General features: G+C 67.7%; 30 protein-coding genes. 19 read left to right on the top strand and 11 right to left on the bottom strand.

The window, feature by feature from the left end; genetic code table 11:
• Positions 1-8 precede the first annotated feature (8 nt).
• From ID574_RS56010 to ID574_RS55930, 17 genes are all read left to right on the top strand, one after another.
• Positions 9-806 (top strand): adenine nucleotide alpha hydrolase family protein, encoded by a 798-nt coding sequence (locus ID574_RS56010; RefSeq protein WP_262496182.1) that lies wholly within the window; start codon positions 9-11, stop codon positions 804-806.
• The gene (locus ID574_RS56005) at positions 803-1,054 is read left to right on the top strand and encodes a hypothetical protein (protein WP_188197277.1); all 252 of its coding nucleotides are present in this window, start codon (positions 803-805) and stop codon (positions 1,052-1,054) included. The genes ID574_RS56010 and ID574_RS56005 overlap by 4 nt, the downstream gene beginning before the upstream one ends.
• On the top strand, positions 1,051-1,197 hold the full coding sequence (locus ID574_RS56000; RefSeq protein WP_188197276.1) for a hypothetical protein: 147 nt from the start codon (positions 1,051-1,053) through the stop codon (positions 1,195-1,197). The genes ID574_RS56005 and ID574_RS56000 overlap by 4 nt, the downstream gene beginning before the upstream one ends.
• Complete coding sequence (locus ID574_RS55995) at positions 1,194-2,018, top strand: hypothetical protein (RefSeq protein ID WP_188197275.1); 825 nt, start codon at positions 1,194-1,196, stop codon at positions 2,016-2,018. The genes ID574_RS56000 and ID574_RS55995 overlap by 4 nt, the downstream gene beginning before the upstream one ends.
• Positions 2,005-2,724, top strand: a complete 720-nt coding sequence (locus ID574_RS55990) for a hypothetical protein (RefSeq protein WP_188197274.1) — start codon at positions 2,005-2,007, stop codon at positions 2,722-2,724. Before ID574_RS55995 ends, ID574_RS55990 begins: the two co-directional genes overlap by 14 nt.
• Complete coding sequence (locus tag ID574_RS55985; protein WP_188197273.1) at positions 2,717-2,932, top strand: hypothetical protein; 216 nt, start codon at positions 2,717-2,719, stop codon at positions 2,930-2,932. Before ID574_RS55990 ends, ID574_RS55985 begins: the two co-directional genes overlap by 8 nt.
• Positions 2,925-3,437, top strand: coding sequence for an NADAR family protein (locus ID574_RS55980; protein WP_188197272.1), 513 nt, complete (start codon positions 2,925-2,927; stop codon positions 3,435-3,437). Before ID574_RS55985 ends, ID574_RS55980 begins: the two co-directional genes overlap by 8 nt.
• Positions 3,430-3,915 carry a hypothetical protein gene (locus ID574_RS55975; protein ID WP_188197271.1) on the top strand — a complete coding sequence of 162 codons (486 nt, stop codon included), beginning with the start codon at positions 3,430-3,432 and terminating at the stop codon, positions 3,913-3,915. Before ID574_RS55980 ends, ID574_RS55975 begins: the two co-directional genes overlap by 8 nt.
• Positions 3,916-4,006: 91 nt before the next feature.
• Positions 4,007-4,789: a hypothetical protein gene (locus tag ID574_RS55970; RefSeq protein WP_188197270.1), complete on the top strand. Its 783-nt coding sequence runs from the start codon at positions 4,007-4,009 to the stop codon at positions 4,787-4,789.
• 498 nt (positions 4,790-5,287) lie between these two features.
• On the top strand, positions 5,288-6,025 hold the full coding sequence (locus tag ID574_RS55965) for a hypothetical protein (protein WP_188197269.1): 738 nt from the start codon (positions 5,288-5,290) through the stop codon (positions 6,023-6,025).
• Between the two features lie 25 nt (positions 6,026-6,050).
• The gene (locus ID574_RS55960; protein ID WP_188197268.1) at positions 6,051-6,728 is read left to right on the top strand and encodes a hypothetical protein; all 678 of its coding nucleotides are present in this window, start codon (positions 6,051-6,053) and stop codon (positions 6,726-6,728) included.
• A 77-nt stretch (positions 6,729-6,805) separates the two neighbouring features.
• Complete coding sequence (locus tag ID574_RS55955) at positions 6,806-7,501, top strand: hypothetical protein (protein WP_188197267.1); 696 nt, start codon at positions 6,806-6,808, stop codon at positions 7,499-7,501.
• Between the two features lie 228 nt (positions 7,502-7,729).
• Positions 7,730-8,083 (top strand): hypothetical protein, encoded by a 354-nt coding sequence (locus ID574_RS55950; protein WP_188197266.1) that lies wholly within the window; start codon positions 7,730-7,732, stop codon positions 8,081-8,083.
• A gap of 117 nt (positions 8,084-8,200) precedes the next feature.
• Complete coding sequence (locus ID574_RS55945) at positions 8,201-8,962, top strand: hypothetical protein (protein ID WP_188197265.1); 762 nt, start codon at positions 8,201-8,203, stop codon at positions 8,960-8,962.
• Between the two features lie 46 nt (positions 8,963-9,008).
• Positions 9,009-9,290: a helix-turn-helix domain-containing protein gene (locus tag ID574_RS55940; protein WP_188197264.1), complete on the top strand. Its 282-nt coding sequence runs from the start codon at positions 9,009-9,011 to the stop codon at positions 9,288-9,290.
• Between the two features lie 1,024 nt (positions 9,291-10,314).
• Positions 10,315-10,665: a hypothetical protein gene (locus tag ID574_RS55935; RefSeq protein ID WP_188197263.1), complete on the top strand. Its 351-nt coding sequence runs from the start codon at positions 10,315-10,317 to the stop codon at positions 10,663-10,665.
• Positions 10,666-10,871: 206 nt separating this feature from the next.
• Positions 10,872-11,186: a hypothetical protein gene (locus tag ID574_RS55930; protein WP_188197262.1), complete on the top strand. Its 315-nt coding sequence runs from the start codon at positions 10,872-10,874 to the stop codon at positions 11,184-11,186.
• Between the two features lie 8 nt (positions 11,187-11,194).
• Here the strand turns inward: ID574_RS55930 and ID574_RS55925 are convergent, their stop codons facing one another.
• Both ID574_RS55925 and ID574_RS55920 read right to left on the bottom strand, forming a co-directional pair.
• Entirely contained in the window at positions 11,195-11,968 is a 774-nt protein-coding gene (locus tag ID574_RS55925) for a pentapeptide repeat-containing protein (RefSeq protein WP_223168111.1), read from the bottom strand.
• Between the two features lie 124 nt (positions 11,969-12,092).
• A complete protein-coding gene (locus ID574_RS55920; protein WP_188197260.1) occupies positions 12,093-12,458 on the bottom strand; it encodes a hypothetical protein in 366 nt (121 codons plus the stop codon).
• Between the two features lie 88 nt (positions 12,459-12,546).
• On the opposite strand from ID574_RS55920, the gene ID574_RS55915 reads away from it, so the two are divergent.
• Both ID574_RS55915 and ID574_RS55910 read left to right on the top strand, forming a co-directional pair.
• Positions 12,547-12,774, top strand: coding sequence for a helix-turn-helix domain-containing protein (locus ID574_RS55915; RefSeq protein WP_188197259.1), 228 nt, complete (start codon positions 12,547-12,549; stop codon positions 12,772-12,774).
• 34 nt (positions 12,775-12,808) lie between these two features.
• On the top strand, positions 12,809-12,964 hold the full coding sequence (locus ID574_RS55910; RefSeq protein ID WP_188197258.1) for a hypothetical protein: 156 nt from the start codon (positions 12,809-12,811) through the stop codon (positions 12,962-12,964).
• Here ID574_RS55910 and ID574_RS55905 read toward each other — a convergent pair.
• The 9 genes from ID574_RS55905 to ID574_RS55865 all read right to left on the bottom strand — a co-directional run bounded on the left by ID574_RS55905 (position 12,949) and on the right by ID574_RS55865 (position 17,006).
• Positions 12,949-13,422 carry a hypothetical protein gene (locus ID574_RS55905; RefSeq protein ID WP_188197257.1) on the bottom strand — a complete coding sequence of 158 codons (474 nt, stop codon included), beginning with the start codon at positions 13,420-13,422 and terminating at the stop codon, positions 12,949-12,951. The two genes, ID574_RS55910 and ID574_RS55905, sit on opposite strands and share 16 nt — an antisense overlap.
• A gap of 165 nt (positions 13,423-13,587) precedes the next feature.
• A complete protein-coding gene (locus ID574_RS55900; RefSeq protein WP_188197256.1) occupies positions 13,588-13,824 on the bottom strand; it encodes a hypothetical protein in 237 nt (78 codons plus the stop codon).
• Between the two features lie 27 nt (positions 13,825-13,851).
• Positions 13,852-14,100, bottom strand: coding sequence for a hypothetical protein (locus ID574_RS55895; RefSeq protein WP_188197255.1), 249 nt, complete (start codon positions 14,098-14,100; stop codon positions 13,852-13,854).
• Positions 14,097-14,387, bottom strand: coding sequence for a hypothetical protein (locus ID574_RS55890; protein WP_188197254.1), 291 nt, complete (start codon positions 14,385-14,387; stop codon positions 14,097-14,099). The genes ID574_RS55895 and ID574_RS55890 overlap by 4 nt, the downstream gene beginning before the upstream one ends.
• Entirely contained in the window at positions 14,384-14,791 is a 408-nt protein-coding gene (locus ID574_RS55885; RefSeq protein ID WP_188197253.1) for a hypothetical protein, read from the bottom strand. The genes ID574_RS55890 and ID574_RS55885 overlap by 4 nt, the downstream gene beginning before the upstream one ends.
• Positions 14,784-15,131, bottom strand: a complete 348-nt coding sequence (locus ID574_RS55880; RefSeq protein WP_188197252.1) for a hypothetical protein — start codon at positions 15,129-15,131, stop codon at positions 14,784-14,786. The genes ID574_RS55885 and ID574_RS55880 overlap by 8 nt, the downstream gene beginning before the upstream one ends.
• Positions 15,124-15,492 carry a hypothetical protein gene (locus ID574_RS55875; protein WP_188197251.1) on the bottom strand — a complete coding sequence of 123 codons (369 nt, stop codon included), beginning with the start codon at positions 15,490-15,492 and terminating at the stop codon, positions 15,124-15,126. Before ID574_RS55875 ends, ID574_RS55880 begins: the two co-directional genes overlap by 8 nt.
• A 147-nt stretch (positions 15,493-15,639) precedes the next feature.
• Positions 15,640-16,002, bottom strand: a complete 363-nt coding sequence (locus ID574_RS55870; RefSeq protein WP_188197250.1) for a hypothetical protein — start codon at positions 16,000-16,002, stop codon at positions 15,640-15,642.
• Between the two features lie 149 nt (positions 16,003-16,151).
• Positions 16,152-17,006, bottom strand: a complete 855-nt coding sequence (locus tag ID574_RS55865) for a tyrosine-type recombinase/integrase (RefSeq protein ID WP_188197249.1) — start codon at positions 17,004-17,006, stop codon at positions 16,152-16,154.
• Positions 17,007-17,257: the final 251 nt, after the last annotated feature.

Raw genomic sequence — 17,257 nt, 5'->3', positions numbered from 1 at the left:
TGATCCAGATGTCCGGCGGACTCGGCTCGTTCCACGCAGCCAACCTCGTCGTCCAGCAGTACGGCAAGGAGAACGTGGTCCTCCTGTTCGCCGACACCCTGTGGGAGCATCCCGACCTGTACCGATTCCTCGGCCAGGCCAGCGAACACCTCGACATCACCCCGACCATCGTGTGCGACGGCCGGAACCCGTTCCAGGTGTACTTCGACCAGCACTTCCTGGGCAACTCCCGGCTCGCCCCATGCACGAAGGAACTCAAGCAGAAGCCCTGCCGGAAGTGGCTGGAGAAGAACTGCGACCCGGCCGACACCATTCTGTACGTCGGCCTCGACGCGGCCGAGGAACGCCGCAAGCCCGGCGTCGTCAAGGGATGGGCGCCGTGGCGGGTCGAGTTCCCGCTGATGGACGACAAGACCTGGAGCAAGGAGCGGATGAAGGCCGAGTGCGTCAAGCTCGGCATCGCCATCGCTCGCATGTACGAGCTCGGCTTCAGTCACAACAACTGCCAGGGCAGCTGCGTCCGCGCGGGCCAAGCTCAGTGGCTGCTCACCCTGCGGGAGTTCCCGGAGCGGTACGCCCTGGCCGAGTACGAGGAGCAGCGGTTCCGGGAGGAGCACGGCAAGGACGTGTCGATCCTCACCGAGACCGTGAACGGCGTGAAGCGCACGCTCACGCTCAGGACGCTGCGGCTTCGAGCTGAGGCGGGCCTGATTCGTCGCCGCTCGCCTCGACCTGCTGGGCGTCGTCGCAAGTCCGTAGAGACCGTGAAGACGTTGCCGCTGTTCGAGATGGGGTGCCCAGCATGATCAGCGCTCTGACGCTCGCCGAGGTCATCGGCCGCGCGATGAACGCAGGCATGACGTACGCCGAGGTCGCTGCCAAGGTATACCGCGCCCTGGTCGAGCACAACATCGGCCAGACCACCGTGCCCGAAGAAGACTTGCACGTCGTCGTCGAAATCGCCGCCGCGTACCTCGACATGTGCGATCCGCCACCTGAGCGGGAGATGGCCGCGCTCGCGTCCGTCCGCACCCACCTCGGGGAGAGAGCATGACGACGCGCCGTCTCACCCTCGGCCGCCTGGCGGTCTACATCGAGCCGCGAGACCTGTGGGTCGGCGCCTACATCGCCCCGGCCGCAGTCTACGTGCTGCCCTTCCCCACGCTCGTCTTCCGCTGGACGAGGAGGCCCCGTTGAACACCGCCACCCTGTATGACGCACTCGAACGCCACTACCGCAAACCCGGCGCCGTCCGCGACGGCGAGATCCTGCTCCGCGAAGTGGAAGCCCCCGGCACCGCCAGCACACCCGGCGCCGGCGGAAGCCGCGCGGACCTAGTCCGGATCGGGCTGTGGCGCTCGCGCGGCCTGGCGCTCGACGTCCACGAGCTCAAGGTGTCCCGCGCGGATTGGTTGCGCGAGCTGGACAATCCGGGCAAGGCCGACGCCTGGTGGCCGTACTGCACGCGCTTCTGGATCGTAGCCCCCGCGGGCGTCGTCCAGCAGAACGAGCTGCCCGCCGGCTGGGGGCTGATGGAGCCACCAGCCACCGCAATCCGCCGCCGATTCAAGACGGTCGTGGAAGCGGAGGCGAAAGAGCTCACGCTCACCATGGACCTGCTGGCCACCTTGGTCAGGCGGACGGACAACGCCCGCCTGACCGAGATGGATCAGGTGCGTGAGCGGCACCGCGACGAACTCTACAAGCGCGTCACCGAAGCCCGGCAGAACGCCGTCCACTCCGGACTGGCCGAGCACGTGCAACGCCGCCTGAACCTCCTCGAAGAACTGGAGAAGCTGCTCGGCGCCAAGCTCGACGACTTCGCCTGGGGCGACGGCACCAAGCTGGACCGGATGACCCCGCACGAGCTCGCGTCGGCGCTGGCCGACTGCCGTGACCACATCCGGCTCCAGCAGCGGCAGGCCCGCGTAGAGGAGCTGATGGGCCGCCTCGCGTACGCGGCCAAGAACGTCATGGACGAGATGCGGAAGGTAGGGAACGGGCGTGGAGGGGCGTGAACTCCGGCGTATCCTCGACGCCCACCAGCTCATCGCCCGCGCCTACAAGGACGACCGCTTCCCCACGTCCGGCCGGGGCGGCGACTTCCGCATGTTCGTCATCACCTGGATCTGGATCGTCGCGATCGAACGATGCCCGAAGGATGACCGCTGGAAGCGCGCCGCCTCGATTCTCGGGCTCAGGAACAACTTCCAGCTCCGGGAGTTGATCGCCTCCGACGCGCCCCGGTACGAGCCCGAGGACCGCGGCGCATGGTACGCGCCATGTCCGGCGCCGATGATCCGACGCAGTGGGCTATGCGAGCGGCGCGGCACCATTCGCGTCCGCGTCACCAACCCGGACGACGGCACCTGGAGGCCGGACTGGTACTGCTCCCGACACCGCGACGTCGCCAACCAGGTACAGGAGCACGAGCGGGCGCTGCTCGCGTCCGGGAAGGTGCCGGAGCCGCTGCCGAACCGTGGCGGCCTCGGCCCCTCTTACCTGCGGTGGAAGTGGGCCAACGTGTACCGATGGGCGGCCGGCGCGAGCTGGGAACCGCCCTCGGTGGGCCTGTGCGCAGACGACTGGCCCGTCATGGCGAAGGTCCTCGGCCGCCAGGCTGCGCCTGAACTGGCCGTGCTCGACGGCGACGGCGAGGCGAGCGGCTGGCCGGGCGGCGCTCCCGGCCTGCGACTCGTGCAAGGAGGCGACGACCATGGGTGACGCACAGAGGCAGCTCACCCCCGAACTCGCACAGACACTCGCCCCCTTCATGGAGGCAGGCCGGCGCGGGCTCGCCGCCGCGAACTGGCGGGTCGGCATGGAAGCCGACGACCTGGTCGCGCCCATCGTCCTCGCGGTCATCGCCGAGGTGAACCGGCGTGCTCTCGCCGGTGGGCCGTGCACATGCGGAGGTGTCCGCCATGGCTGAGGTGATCGACCGGTTCGCAGGCCCGTACGAGGCGCTGTCGAACTTCGCACGCATCCCCGTGACCCTCCACTCCCACCTGGAACAGAGACAGATCACCTACCCGACCGCCGAGCACGCGTTCAACGCCGCCAAGACGCTCGACCCCGCCGAGCGGGCCGACATCATGGCGGCGGCCACGCCGGGGGAGGCGAAACGGCTCGGCCGCCGCGTCACCCTCCGGCCCGGCTGGGACACCTCCATCCGCTACACGGCGATGCGGACGATCCTCACCGTCAAGTTCGCCCCCGACACCCCGGCAGGCCGGGTGCTCCTCGGCACCGGGAACGCGCTCCTGATCGAGGGCAACACCTGGCACGACCAGCACTGGGGTGACTGCCGGTGCGGCCGGAACTCGTGTCAGGAGCCGGGCGCGAACTGGCTGGGCCGGATGCTGATGGACCGCCGCGCCGAACTCGTCGCTACCCTTCACCACCACTCACAGAAAGACGGCCAACGCCATGCCTGAACTCACCGCCGACATCGCTGAGCAGTACGTGCGCGGCCTGGAACAGAACTTCGAGGACGCCGGAGACTGGGGAGTGCAACCCACCCTCATGCTGATCAGCGTGCCCGCCGGCCAGGACCCGAACACGCTGGGGACGTTCGGCATCACGCCGGTGTTCCCGCCCGACTGGATCAGCGACGGGCAGCTCACCGCCGACGCGCTCGAAGGTGCCGACACGGCCATGCTGCGCTCGCTCATCCCTCCGGTGTTGACGCTCGTGGCGGTCGCGGTCGCCTACGAGGCGAAGGTCCTGGACACCCGGAGCTTCGGCAAGGACGCCCGGCTCCTGTACTGCGGCCTGGCGGACGGCACCCTCGTCGGCGCTGGCCGGGTGCGCGGCGGCGAGGCGAACGTCAAGGTGTACCCGCCGGACTACGCGCACGACACCACCCCGGCCGCGGTCCGCCGCCTCGCCATGGCGGTCCTCGGGGGCTCGTGACGTTCGTTGGCGGTTCCGCTTACGGTGGGGGCTCGACCACTTCCCTCGGTGGACGAGCCCCCACTTCGCGCATAAGGGAAGGGCGGCTTGCATGCCGTGGGTACGTGTCGATGACCAGTTCCCGGTCAACCGGAAGGTCCGGCCGCTGTCGGATCGGGCGTTCCGCCTGTACGTGAGCGCGTTGTGCTGGTGCAACGCGAACCTCACCGATGGCGTGATCGGGACGCGTGAGCTGATGTACGTGAGTGACGTTTCGTCGCCGCGACGGTACGCCGATGAGCTGGTGAACGCTGGTCTGTGGTCTAAAACCAATGACGGTTGGCAGATTCACGACTACCTCGAATACCAGCCGTCAGCGATCAAGGTTCGTGAGGGTCGCGAGGCCAAAAAGGCACGTCAGGAGCGGTGGCTGGCGTCTCAGAAGGAAGCGCGCGAGGCACAGCGAGACGCGTCTCAAGATGCGTCGCGAGACGCGTCTGGAGACGCCCCCCCAACCCATCCCACTCCCATCCCATCCCAACTGACGCTCTCTCATCACTCATCTGACGGACCGTATGCAGGCGATCAAGGACGGATTGACGGACAAGATTTTTCCGAACTGGACGAGATGATCCGCCGCGAACTCGCCCCACTCACCACCACAGACATCACCCCCGAGCACGCCGCCCACGTACGGCGCCTCATCCTCAGCAGAGCCCGCACCCTCGTGAAAAACCCCGGCCGGTACGTCCAACGCGCCCTACGCCGAGACCCACACGCCTACCTGCCGGACGAGCCCGCCGGCTACCGCGGCGTCGGCCGCATGTGCGGCATCCACCCGTTCATGGCCGAACCGTGCCGAGCCTGCGCCGCCGACCGCATCGCCAAACCCTGAGCCACCGATCAGCCGCACCCAGCCGACCAGGCCGAGCCGGGCACTCACCTCCTCGTCGCTGCTGCTTGTCCCGTCACGGCGACCAGCAGGCGACGCGACCGACGCGAGAGCGATGCGCCGCCACCGCCAGACACCGCCGAAATGCTCATCATGGTGGAGCGAGAGCGCCGAACAGGCATGGTCTGGCACAGAGAGACCAGGCCACGATCGCAAGGCCGGAGAATCGCGTACACACAAGATCCACAAGAGCGAGTAGGGACGAGCACCCACAGACATGCCCTCGGGGTCGGTGGGCGCGAATCTGTGCTCGTCAACTTTGGTTGACTTCTAGAGGTTTTGTTCTGCCCGAAACTGTCGTCCCGTTTCGGCGTTCCTGCTGGCCAAGCGCATGCACGACAACACGGGTTGCCAACTTGGAGCTCCAGCTCGGTAACCGATTGATCTCGATTTTGTCCAAAACCTGGACACACATGTCCTACAGAGAACAAGCTCCGAGCCATGCAGATCACACGAGCGATCACGGCAGCGGGAACGGCGGCAGCAGCCGCCGCACTCGCCGCTGCCGTGATCGCCACACCAGCAGGCCACGCCGCGCCCCGTGCCGTCGTGGCCGACCCGACGATCACGGGCTGTCCGATCCAGGACCCGCCCGTGATCTGCATCCCCGTCACGGTCTCCGTGACCACCACGGCGACCACCACGGCCACGGCCACGGTCACCACCACCCCGCCGACCGTGACCACCACCGCCACCACGACGGAGACCGCCACGGTGCGGAGCACGCGCACCGTGACCGCGACGGAGACGGAGACCGCCACCGTGCGCGCCACCACGACGCGCACCACCACGGCAACCGCCACGGCGACCGGTCCGGCAACCACAGTCACCACGACCGCGCCCGCGCCGCTCACGGGGACTGTGCCACCCCCGGCACGCACGGCGGACACGATGGCGTTCCCGACGCCGCGCATCGCGTCACGGACGCCCACGCCCACGCGGGCCATGTCGCCCATTCCCACGGCCAGCCTCGCGAGCGGCCCCAGCCTGCCGCCCGTCACGGCAACACACGTCAGCGACGACATCCCCGCGTGGCTCGGCGGCATCCTGGCAGCCATGCTGATCACGATCACGGTCGCGTGCATCGTGATCTACCGCCGCCACAAGTCCGACCAGGCGGCCGAAGAGACCCTGGTCGATCGCGTTGGCGGTTCCGACAACGAAACCCCCACCGAGTAACCACCCAACCCGAGAGGAAAGCGCAATGACCAGCAACAACACCGCCCCGTTCACCATCACCGACGAGATCCGCGCCGCCGTCCGTGACGCCCTCACCGACCTCAACAAGGCCCTTGAGGGGCACACCGGCAACAACCCGATGATCAACGCCTACCGTCTGCCCGCCGCCCGCGCCACGCTGGCCGAGATCATCGCCATCCGGCAGGCCGGAGGCACCCTCTACGACGGCCCCACCCCGACCGAGTACGCCGCGATGGACAAGGTCAGCGAAGCGGACCGCGCCGCGTGGTACCGCATGCCCGACCGCGCCGGAGCCGCCGCACGCATCGCCGCCACGTGCGAGGCGTACGGCATCCCCGCCGACCACATGATCGCGACGCACGCCCTGTCTCAGGCGGAGGTCAAGGCCATGGTCGGCAGCGCTGACCCGCTGGCCAAGCTCGCCGAGATCCACGCCGAAGCGGCGAAGAAGGAAGCCGAGCGCATCGCGGCGGAGAAGGCGAAGCGGATCAAGCAGGTCGTGACCGCAGCCGCCGCGCTGGCCAAGTTCAAGCAGGACCCCGCGCTCGCGTTCTTCGCCGGGATCGATGAGGGCATCGCCCGCGCCGAGCTGGCGCAGGCGTTCACCAACGCCGGACTGCCCGTCCCGCCGGAGCAGCCGGAGGAGCCCGCCAAGCCCGGCAAGCCCGCGCCCAAGAAGTAGCACCACCGCTCCCGCCCCCGCGCCACCGGGGGCGGGAGCCCTCACCACCAACCAGCCACGACCCGAAAGGGCAGATCATGACCAGCTTCGCCACACTCGCCGTCAACAGCGCCGCCGCCGTCCGCATGATCCAAGCCGACCGCATCCAGCACCGCGAAGCGTGCAGCCTGTGCCGCCCCGACGTCGAGTGCCCCTACGCCGCCGCGCTGACGGCCGACCACGCTTCCCGCGTGCAGCGCGCCCGCTCCAACCTGCTGGTGTTTCTGCCGCGCGGATCGGTGGTCACCTACGCCGGAGACCGCCGCAACCAGCACGGCTCATGGTGGGTCGCCGACACGTGCCACGACTGCGACCACACCGCGTATCGGCTCGTACGCCCGCACGGCGCGACGATCGAGCACATCAGCATCGCGGAGATCACAAGCGCGCCCGTGCTCCACCCCGGAGCCGGGGAAGCGCTGGCCGCCGCGCGGGAAGCCGCCCGCGAGATGGCCGCTGTGCTGGCCGCGTGCCGGGTCACGCTTCCGGTCATTGTGGACGTCAACGGCCTAGGCGCATGCTGCGTGGCCTACCCGCGCGCCACGTGGGAACACGAGGTGTCCGTCTCGGAGAGCAGGGACGACGAGAACGCCTCCTACGCGCAAGCCGCGCTCCGCCTCCTCCCCGCGCTGGCCGCCGCCGCACGCAACGGCAACGCCGGAGACATCGCGCCCATCACGGACGCGCTCCGCAAGGTGCAGAACGTGATCCGCGAAGCGCGCACCCGCGCCTGAACCGGACCGCGAGCGAGCCCCCGCGCGACCACCGCGCGGGGGCTCACGCATGCCCCCGTACCCCCCACCCGGCGGCCGGCCGGAGGTACCTCGCGCTTGTTTTTCGCGAATGGTTTTGATCTTGCCGTGACGATGCGGGGTCGTGGTCGAAGGGCGTTGATCGTCAGCGAGGAGAGGGTGTGATTCGCGGGCGTGGAACGGCCTGCGGTTTGGAGGCGATCACCTGGTATGGGTTCAGAAGCGTTCTACACCACGGCCGCGCAGGTTCTGCCGACGCTGCTGATCGCTCTGGCGGTAGAGGCCGGGTTCATGATGCAGGCGGCACAACGATCTGCCCGCAAGTGGGAGAAGAAGGGGGACGAAGCTCAGGCTGAGGAGGGAAGGCTCCAATTCACCTTCTGGGTCAGGACCGCGACGGGGGTGGGCGTCGTATTCCTTGTCGGCGAGGTGTGGGCGTTCCTCGCGATCGGTTTCCGGTGGTTCAACGTGTGGAGTTTCACGGGGATCGGCATCTGCTTGCTACTCATGATCCTCGCGGTCGTCTTAGTTCCCCTCTTCCGGCACACGAGTCCGTTGGAGTAGATGCGGGGCCGTGGCGCAACGCTGGCCTCGGTCGCGCTGTGTCTGAATGGTTTCGATCTTGCCCGGTGTTTGTAGGGTGTGCTGGTTCCATGGGGTGCGGCGGCCGAGGAGGTCCTGGTGTCGGATCGGGTGTGCGTGGGGCCGTGCAACCGGCTGGCTCGTGAGGCGTGGGCGGCGTTCTTGCGTGAGCGGGAGGCGCACGCGGACGCGGTCGATAAGTGGCTGGCAGAGGGCGGCGAGGGGGAGCCGCCGCCGGAGCCCGTCATGCCGACCGTGGAGTGGCGGCCGGGGGAGCCGCTGCACTGCGGACGATGCCGGGAGACGTGCCGTCGTGCGCTGCTGGTGGTGGACGAACTGGCGGCGGCGTGGGCGGCGCGGCCCGGCGTGGTGAAGGCGCAAACGCGGTGGTCTCGGGTGCGCGGGACTCGGCCGCACGGCAGCTTGTCGGGGGAAGGCGACGTCGTGCACACGCTGACGGGCGAACTGCTCCGACTGCGCAGGGACGTGGGGGAGCGGCTGGAGCTGGCGGACCTGGTGCCCGCCGGCCGGTCGGGTGTAGTGAGGTCGCGGTCGGTGTCGTGGCTGGTGGACAAGCTGGACGCGGTGCTGGCGCTGGAGGGGCTGACCGTCGTGTCGGCGGTGAACGACCCGGAGCAGACCGTGGAGCTCGGCGTGGTCGAGTGGGCGCTCGCGTGGGAGTCGCGGCTGCGGCGCCTGGTGGATGACGAGCCCGGCCGGACGGTCGCGCGCTGCCCCGGCTGCGAGCTGCGGCGCCTGGAGTGGCAGCCGCGGGCCGGCTACTACGTGTGCGAGAACTGCGGCCACCACGTGTCGGAGGCGGAGGCGATGGACCGGGTGACGGAGGAGGCAGGAGCATGACAGCTCGTTCGCGGTTCCGCACACAAACGACTAGGGAGGTGAGCGCGTGAGCAGGTCGGCGCCGCACGTCGGCCAGGTGGGGATGGTGGTCGCGGAGAACGTGCGCGTCCTACGGAAGGCCCGCCGCGTCTCGGCCGACCGCGTAGAGGAGGTGTCGGCGGCGCGCGGGCATCGTCTGGACCGGTTCGCACTGTCGGCGATCGAGCGGGGCCGACGTCGGGTGGACGTGGACGAGCTGGTGATCCTGGCGGGCCTGCTTGGGGTGGAGCCTGCGGTGTTGTTGACGCCGGTGAAGGTGCGGCTCGTGATCGAAGAGGCAGGCGCGTGATCGTTGATGAGGGGCCCTGGCCGGCGGGCAGCCCCACAGGGCGCAGGTGGTCTCGTGCCATTGCATGCCGCCGCCGCAGGTGCACCCGGCGACGGCGGTGACGTGCGAAGTATTCCGCGATGTGCGAGCCGGGCGTCACTACCAGTAGGTCACCGACCACCCCTGCGCGGGAGTGGTGAAGCAGGTTATGGGCTCCACGTCTGCCCCCTCCACAGCGGCAGCGGGATCCAGGCAACGGTTGGTGCCCGTGCTCGTGTTGAGAATGGCGAAGTTCTGGTGCGTCCAATACTGGGTGCGATGGTCAATGCAGTGCTGTAACTGGGCCACATTGACACCGGCTACGGTTACAGCGGCTAGGCAGTAGCCGCTTTGGAGGTGGATGAGCCACCCACCGTTCCACCAGCCCCACCTCTGGCCGGGGTCGCCGCTGTTGCAACGGCCCAGGTAAACGCCGTGACTGAGGGTGCCGGTGGTGTCAAGGCACAACCCCAAGGCTTGATGATTGGCGATCTTGAATGGTCCGGGCGTGCCGGAGAGCACCGCTGTGCCGGAACTTTCGTTCCGTGAACTCGCTGATGCGGTTCCCGCGCCCGCGACCATGCTCATGAGAAGCAGAGGCGCTGCTAGGACGGTGGCTATCTGCCGGAGTCGGAACATCGTTGATCCTTTCGACGATAGGGCTCGGCCCGCCCTCAGGTTGAATAATCTTTTAGTTGATCATAATTGAGCAGAAGTCTCCGGACCAGGCCAGTAAGCGGACATTGACCGCATATGTCACGGTACGAGTGGTGGTTGCGTCCGAGCACGCGCGTGATCATGACGTGTCGGCTATCGTGAGCGGTACGGCTTACCGCATGCCTGCCTCCGAGCGCATCCCCTGCCTATGCCAGGGACGCCGCGGTGAAGAGGCGAAGGTCCTCGTGGATCGCGTGCCCCCTGTGTAACCGACCCCATCCCCGGCCGTATTTCACGCGGACAGGACGCAATCCTGGAACATTCGGCGATCTGACCGCGAATAACTGGTATGGGTTCAGAAGCGTTCTACACTACGGCTGCGCAGGTCCTGCCGACTCTTATGATCGCCTTAGCGGTCGAGTTCAGCTTCATCCTTCGATCCCTGCAACGCGAACTCAACGAGGCGGATAAGAGCGGGGCCTCGGGGCAGATCAAGATGGCGAATGAGGACGTGAACAGGGCGTATTGGACCGCCTTCGTGCTTGGGCTCATCTTCATTGCTGGCGAGGTGCTGGCACTTCTTACGATCGGGTTCCGCTGGTTCAACGTCTGGACGTTCCTTGTGATCGGGCTCTGCCTGTTGGTGTTGATCGTTGCGGTTGTCTTCGTTCCCGTCTTTCGTGTCACCGCCTTTGACTGAGTCGGTGCATGCCCCGAAACGGCATTGGGGCGCTGATCGTTGGCGGTGCCGCCAACGGTTGCGCCCACGCGATCATGTGTGTCACACTTCGTGCGGGCGGCACCCCTATGCCCACCTTCCCCCCTTGTGAGCTGGGCGTACGCGAGACGCGGGACTGGACGCGTTTCTGCCGGTGCGTGTGCCGCCCCCACCCTCTCCTATCGGCCGTGGCCTGTTCGCGCGTCTACGGCCATCTCAGCGCCTCGATCAATCCGGGACAGAACAGCGAAAGCGGGGTGAACGTGACCCCGCCATCCCCCGTGACCGCCCGCGAAGCCGCCCGCCGGCTCGAACGGGAGCCGTGCACCATCCGGAAATGGGCGTCCCGCTACAAGGCGCGCATCCTCGGCCGCGCCGGGCGGGAAACCGTGTACGACTACGCCGACCTCGCCCTCATCGAGTGGTGCATCTGGGCCGGCCGTCCCGTACCGACCACGGCGGAGGACCGCGACGAGCTACGCGCTGCCCGCCGAGCGGCGTGACCAGGTGATCACACGAGGATCGGTGCAGAGTCCGAAGTGCCTTCGGCACGGACCCGTAGTCGCCCGTCGGGCAACTGATCAGACGCTTTCCGCATGTGCTCTTTCCACTTGTCCGTGGGCCACTGAGTCTGCTCACTCCACACCACGCCACGCAGGTTCGCGCCGTCGAGGCGCGTCCCGGTCAGGTTCGCGTGGGTGAGGTTCGCACTGGTCAGGTTCGCGTGGGTGAGGTTCGCACTGGTCAGGTTCGCGTGGGTGAGGTTCGCGCCGGTCAGGTCCGCGTGCCTCAGGTTCGCGCCGGTCAGGTCCGCGTCGCTCAGGTCCGCGCGGCTCAGGTCCGCCTCGTCCATGTGCGCGTGGTGCAGGTGCGCGCTGCGCAGATGTGCGCGGTATAGGCTCGCGTAGACCAGGTCCGCGCTGTTCAGGTTCGCGCGGCTCAGGTCCGCGTGGGTGAGGTCCGCGACGGACAGAATCGCGTGGGTGAGGTTCGCACTGGTCAGGTCCGCGCCCTCCAGGAGCGCGCCGCTCAGGTTCGCGTTGGGCAACAGCGCGAAGTTCAGGTGCACGCCGATAAGGGTCGTGTCGTTCAGGTTCGCGCCGGTCAGGTCCGCGCCCCTTAGGTCCGCGCCCCTTAGGTCCGCGCCCCTTAGGTCCGCGCCCCTTAGGTCCGCGCCCCTTAGGTCCGCGCCCCTTAGGTCCGCGCCCCTTAGGTCCGCGCCCCTTAGGTCCGCGCCCGGTCCTACGCCATGCGCAGCCCCTACGGGAGGGAAGCTGACGGCCATGCTGTCTGCGGGTGCTGGACGTGCTCCTGCGGCGATGAGCACGCGGGCCCACCAAGGCGATACGGTCACTCTCAGCCAGGGGCGGGAGGGGCGAACTGCCCGTGCCAGGCGAGCGAGCAGGGCATCAGGACGGGTTCGCATGCTGCTCACCTCCGCCCGCCTCCTTACGCACGGCCACCTCTACCCCCGCCAACAAGCCACGCACACTGGCTTCGGCTCCCACGCCGAGCAGGAAGGCTGGCCAGGGGCCGCTCATCTGCCCGTGCGCGGCTGCCGCGACGATCGAGCCGAGCAGCAGGGATCCGCCGAGCACGGCGAACCGGGCCCAGAAGTGCTCACGTATCTCCTGGTCGGTGCGGTCTTTGCCGCGCCAGGGCCAACGGTAGCCCGCGGCCTTGATAGCCGCGATCAGTGACACCAGTGCGGCGGCGCCGCCGCCGGCCAAGCCCCAGAGCGCGGCCTCTAACACCCCGAGTGCTTGGGCCTGCATCACTCAAAGTTAGCGCTGGGTGTGCCTCCGTGACTACCGATCTGACGTATTCGGCAGTGCCCCATTCTCAGGAGCAGAAGGACCCCTCATGCAGCTCAAGCCTCGCGTCCGCATCCTGGGCGCCGAACGCCACCTGCTCGCCCAGCTCGTCGCCGGCCGCTACCAGGCGGGCGAATCCATCCGCGAGCTCGCCGAGTCGATCAGCCGCTCGTACGGGTTCATCCACACGCTGCTGGAGGAGGCGGGCGTCGAACTGCGGCACCGCGGCGGCGACCACCGCCCCCGCGCCAAGGACAAGCCGGAGGTGTCGGCGTGACGCCCGCCGAGCTGGCCGCGGCAAGGCGGGGGAGTTGCTGGACCAGGCAGCCGAGCACATCCAGGACACGGGGCACGTCACCAATTGCGTGGCCATCGCGGACGCCTGGACGAGGCTGTACGCGGCGCTGGCCTGGACGCCGGTGGACTGGCCGGACATCTTCCCGGAGCGGGATCAGTCCTCGGGGTGAACGCCTAGGTCTTTACGCGCTGCCTCGGTGAATGGTCGCACGATGTCACGGATAAGTTTGTTCTGATCCTCGCTGAAGCCCTGTCCTGTGCTGCTGATGGCGAGGCATTGGCGCCGAGCGGCTTCTACAGCCAAGCCCGCGTGGGCGGCGACAATGGAGGGTGCAAGGAGCCGCACTGTTGCGTATGCCGGTAGAAGTTCGTCATATCGCGCACACCGGTCATCCTTTTGTGCGGTATTGAAGCGGTCAAAGGCGACATTCAGCTGTGTGTAGGCGACCTGGCGCTCCTGGCGAAGGGCTTGTTCACGTGTGGAATCGGCCTGATAGACGACCCCGGCGAATGTGGCTAAAGCGCCAACGACAGCCCCTCCCAGAGCGGCACTGGCGGTGAGCAGTGCGATTCGGAACTGGTTATCGGTCTGCTGCGCCCGCTCGGGCTGTTTCGGCTCATCCGACACGTCAAGTGCTCCTGCGATCTTGTAGGGCTGGCCTGGCGTGCACGGCCGTGATGAAATCCTCAGCCCAAGGCTGTCAAGGAGGGGCGATCCGGCCGAACGAGCACCGACCTGCCCTTGAACATACAGGAGCCCGCCGACAGGCGGCGGGCTCCCTTGCGTGCGACGTCAGATCCAGTTGCACACCACGGCGGCCATCTCCCACACCTCATCCGTGGTGAACTCGATGCCCACCTCGGGCAGCGCGGCGTCCAGCTCGTAGGAGATGTCGTCGCGGGTGTAGCCGTCGTCGGTGTCGGGCAGGCGCGACTCCACCAGTTCGGCCACCCGCGCGGCCTGGCCGTTCAGGGCGATCCCGGCCTCAGCCGCCGCGTGCGTGATGATCTCTTCCGTGACGGCGTTCATGGTGCTCCTTCCTGGTCGAGGCGGACCCTATTCGGGCTCATCGTCGAGGTTCCAGTTCCGAGCCCCCGACGTCGCCGTGTTGTAGACCTCGTACCGGTACTCCGCGCCGGGACCGTTGTCGATGATCGTGTCCCCGATCGTGGCGGACCGGCTTGGCAGGTACACGTACAGGCTGCCGAACTGCGCTCCGACGTCGAACCCGTGCTCGACGGCGAAAGCGCGCACGTCGTCCTCGGTGTCCAGATGACGCATGCTGCGTGCCGTGGAGTCGCTCATGCGCTGTACCTCCGATACTCGGCGGCAGCCGCCCGCATCGCGAGGATCGCCTCGTCACGGGCCACGTCGGCCAGGTCGAACAGGTCGGCATAGCCGTGCCCGCCGGCGTGCCGGGCAGTGATGAGGAAGTCCGCGTCGTTCGTGAGCGGGTCGGCCTCCTCGGGGGCGATCCCGGCCGAGCTCACCGCCTGTTCCAGCGCTTTGCGCGGGTTCAGCGTGGCGTCAGACTCCAGCAGATCGGCGGCGGCGTCCACGACCTGGGCGGAAAGGGTGAAGTTCGCGCTCATGGGCACCTCGCCAACTCGACGCCGTGCGCCTGCTCCCACATCAGCCGCGCCACCACGTCCAGGTCGTCATCCTCGACGCGAGGGCGGTAGCCGGCGTAGTCGATGCGGTGGAACAGCTCGGCCATGTGCCGGGCCGCGCTCCGGGCCTGCGCGTGGGGGATGTCGCGGACGTGCGTGGCGTCCGGGTCGATGCCTGTGGTCTCCCAGGAGGTGAACCGGTCCTGGAGTTCGATGATCCTGGAGGCGATGTAGAACGCGTCCAAGTCCGGGCCGTACTCCTTGGTGCACGGCTCGCCGCCCCAGACCGCGCGAGCCAGTGCTTCCTCCGGGTCGAGGGTGTGGTCGCCGAGCATGATGTCGGCCGCCCGCTCCAGGACGTACGCAAGGTGAGCGAAGCTAGCCATCGATCCGCTCCCTCGCCGCCAGTTCGAGCTCCCGCGCCGCCTCCTGCGGCGGTATCGGGATGACAACGACCTGATCATCAGGGAACGCCTCGTACGCCTCACCCGGCAGGGCTTCGGTCCCGAACAGGATCGGCACCTCGTGCCCATCGTTGGCGTACTCGGCGAATAGGATGCGTGGCCACTGGCCGCCCACCTTCGGCGGCTCGGACGGCAGCATGTAGAGCATGGCGACGAGCCGGAACCGGCCGCCGGAGGAGAACCGCATCACCAGCTCGTGCACTTCCATCTCGATCGAGCCGGGCTCGTTGTAGTCGGCTCTGCTGGGGAAGACGTCACTCATCGCCGGCCGCCTCCTCGATGGCCGCCCGCACCGCGGCGGACCGGTCGTGCGGGATGGTGACCGTGGCGTTGGTCGCGCACGCCGGGAAGTTGACCGCGAGCTCCAGGCCCTCCGGCCCAGATGTGGCGACGAGCGACAGGTGGCCGTCCGGGTCGTTGAGCAGGAGCGAGACCTGGCCGTGCGTGGCGTCCGGGCCGAGCATGCTGAGCAGCAGGCGCAGGTCGTTGGCCTCCAGCCCGAAGAGGATGCCGGAGGCGTTGACGATGACGCTACCGGGAGGGGCGTCGGGGAGTGCGTCGATCACGTCGAAGTAGGTGCCGTCCGGCCCGACGTAGACGGCTGTGTCGATGAACATGGTCATGGTGGCGTTTCCCTTTCGCGAGGAATGTGGACGCCACCGTACGACCGGCACCTACAGCTTGTCGGGCATCCGCTCAGATTCGCCGGGCTCAATGGCGGAACCGCCAACGACTATTCGGCCACGGTGAGCATGTGGATGGCGCTGCGCTCAGTCATCGGCGACCGCCCGCCGCGCCCTGGCCTTCACCAACTCCTCGAACCTCGCGATGCTCTCCGGGGTCACCGGCTTCCAGCCTCGGCCGCTGATCCTCAACGCCAGGTTGTACAGCTCCCGATGCTGTACGTCCCACTTGACGTCGCTCTCGTTCAGCAGGGCGGTGGCCAGTTCGACCGTGGGTGAAACGTACCGGCCGTCGATCATCGCAGAGCAGTACAGGCCGTCGATCAGTTTCTCGACGGAGCCCTCACCGTGGACCTCGCACTGGATCGACTCCTCGATGACGTCGTCATCGTCGTCGGTCCAGTCGTAGCGTTCGATGACTCCTGTAGGGCTGACGGGGCCGTGCGCCACGACATGCGTCCAAGCGGTCAGGCGGGTGCCGTCACCGCATTCCGCGCATCTGTAGACGCTTGCTGGTGCGGTGCCATCCTCGGTGGCCTGGGGTGCTGTCTCCGACTGATGTCTTGCGCGAGGGCGGGTCATCCTGAGGGCTCCTTGTCTCATTCGTCCACGGTGAGCTTGTCGATGGCGGCTTGCATGTCGGCCTCGGTGGGCAGGGTGTAACGGCGGGCGGTCTCGAGGTTGTGGCCCAGAATCTGGGCGATCTTGACCACGTCTTCTCCTTCACGAGCCAGCTTCGTGCCAAGCGTGTGGCGCAGGACGTGGGTGGTGAACTCCTCGTCGCGGCCGACGTCGATCCCGGCCCGGTCGGCGATGCCGTTGAGCACGTCGGTGGCGGCTCGGGCGGACAGCCGGCCGCCACGCACGTTGAGGAACAGGGCTTTGCTCTTGTCGGCGCCGGGCAGGTTCGCGCGGTGGCGAAGGTAGGTGTCGAGTTCCGTGCGGAGCGTGGTGTGCATGAGCACCTCGCGGTACTTCTCGTTCTTGCCCATGCGGATGATGAGGACGCCTTTGCGGGCGCTGATGTGCAGGTCGTCGATGTCGAGGGCGACGAGTTCGTGGATGCGGGTTCCGGCGTAGAACGCGGTGTAGCCCATGGCGCGGTCGCGGGGGGCGGACTGTTCGATGGCGCGGAGGAATCGAGTCTGGGTGCGTTGGTCGAGTGCTCGCGGTGCGAGGTTGGGCAGGATGATGCGTTTGGCGGTGGCGGGGCCGAGGCCGATGCGGCGGTTGAAGTCGTCGATGGCGGTCAGGTGCGCGTTGACGGTGGTGGGTTTGCGTTTGAGGACGGTCAGGAGGTGGGCGCGGTAGTCGCGGGCGGCCCAGTCGCGTACGGCGGGGTCGGTGAGGGGGTCGCCGTTGAGGTCGGCGTCTTCGAGCCAGGCGAGGTATTGGCGGATGCGGGAGAGGTAGGCGCGGCGGGTGTCGTCGTCCATATCCAAGAGCGGGTTCATGACTGCTTGCTCGTAGTCGGCGAACGCCGTGGCGTACCGCTCCGGTACGGGGGTGGGTGCGGCTCCGGGGCGTCGTCGTTTTGGACGCTCCAACTCGTTGTGATCTTGGCTTCTAATATCGGAAGTCATTCACGCCTCTTGTTGACCTGGCAGGGACGAAATATCAGAACTGCCACCAGGAGTGCAGTTCAGATATTCACAAGTATCTGAAGTTTGGCATTTCGTTGGCGGTAGCGCCAACGAAGGCTACG

Origin of the sequence: Nonomuraea sp. SYSU D8015, assembly GCF_008065375.1 — a bacterium.
Classification (GTDB): Bacteria; Actinomycetota; Actinomycetes; order Streptosporangiales; family Streptosporangiaceae; genus Nonomuraea.
Note: the sequence above shows the minus strand (reverse complement) of the source record. Positions and strands in the feature narration are given on the sequence as shown.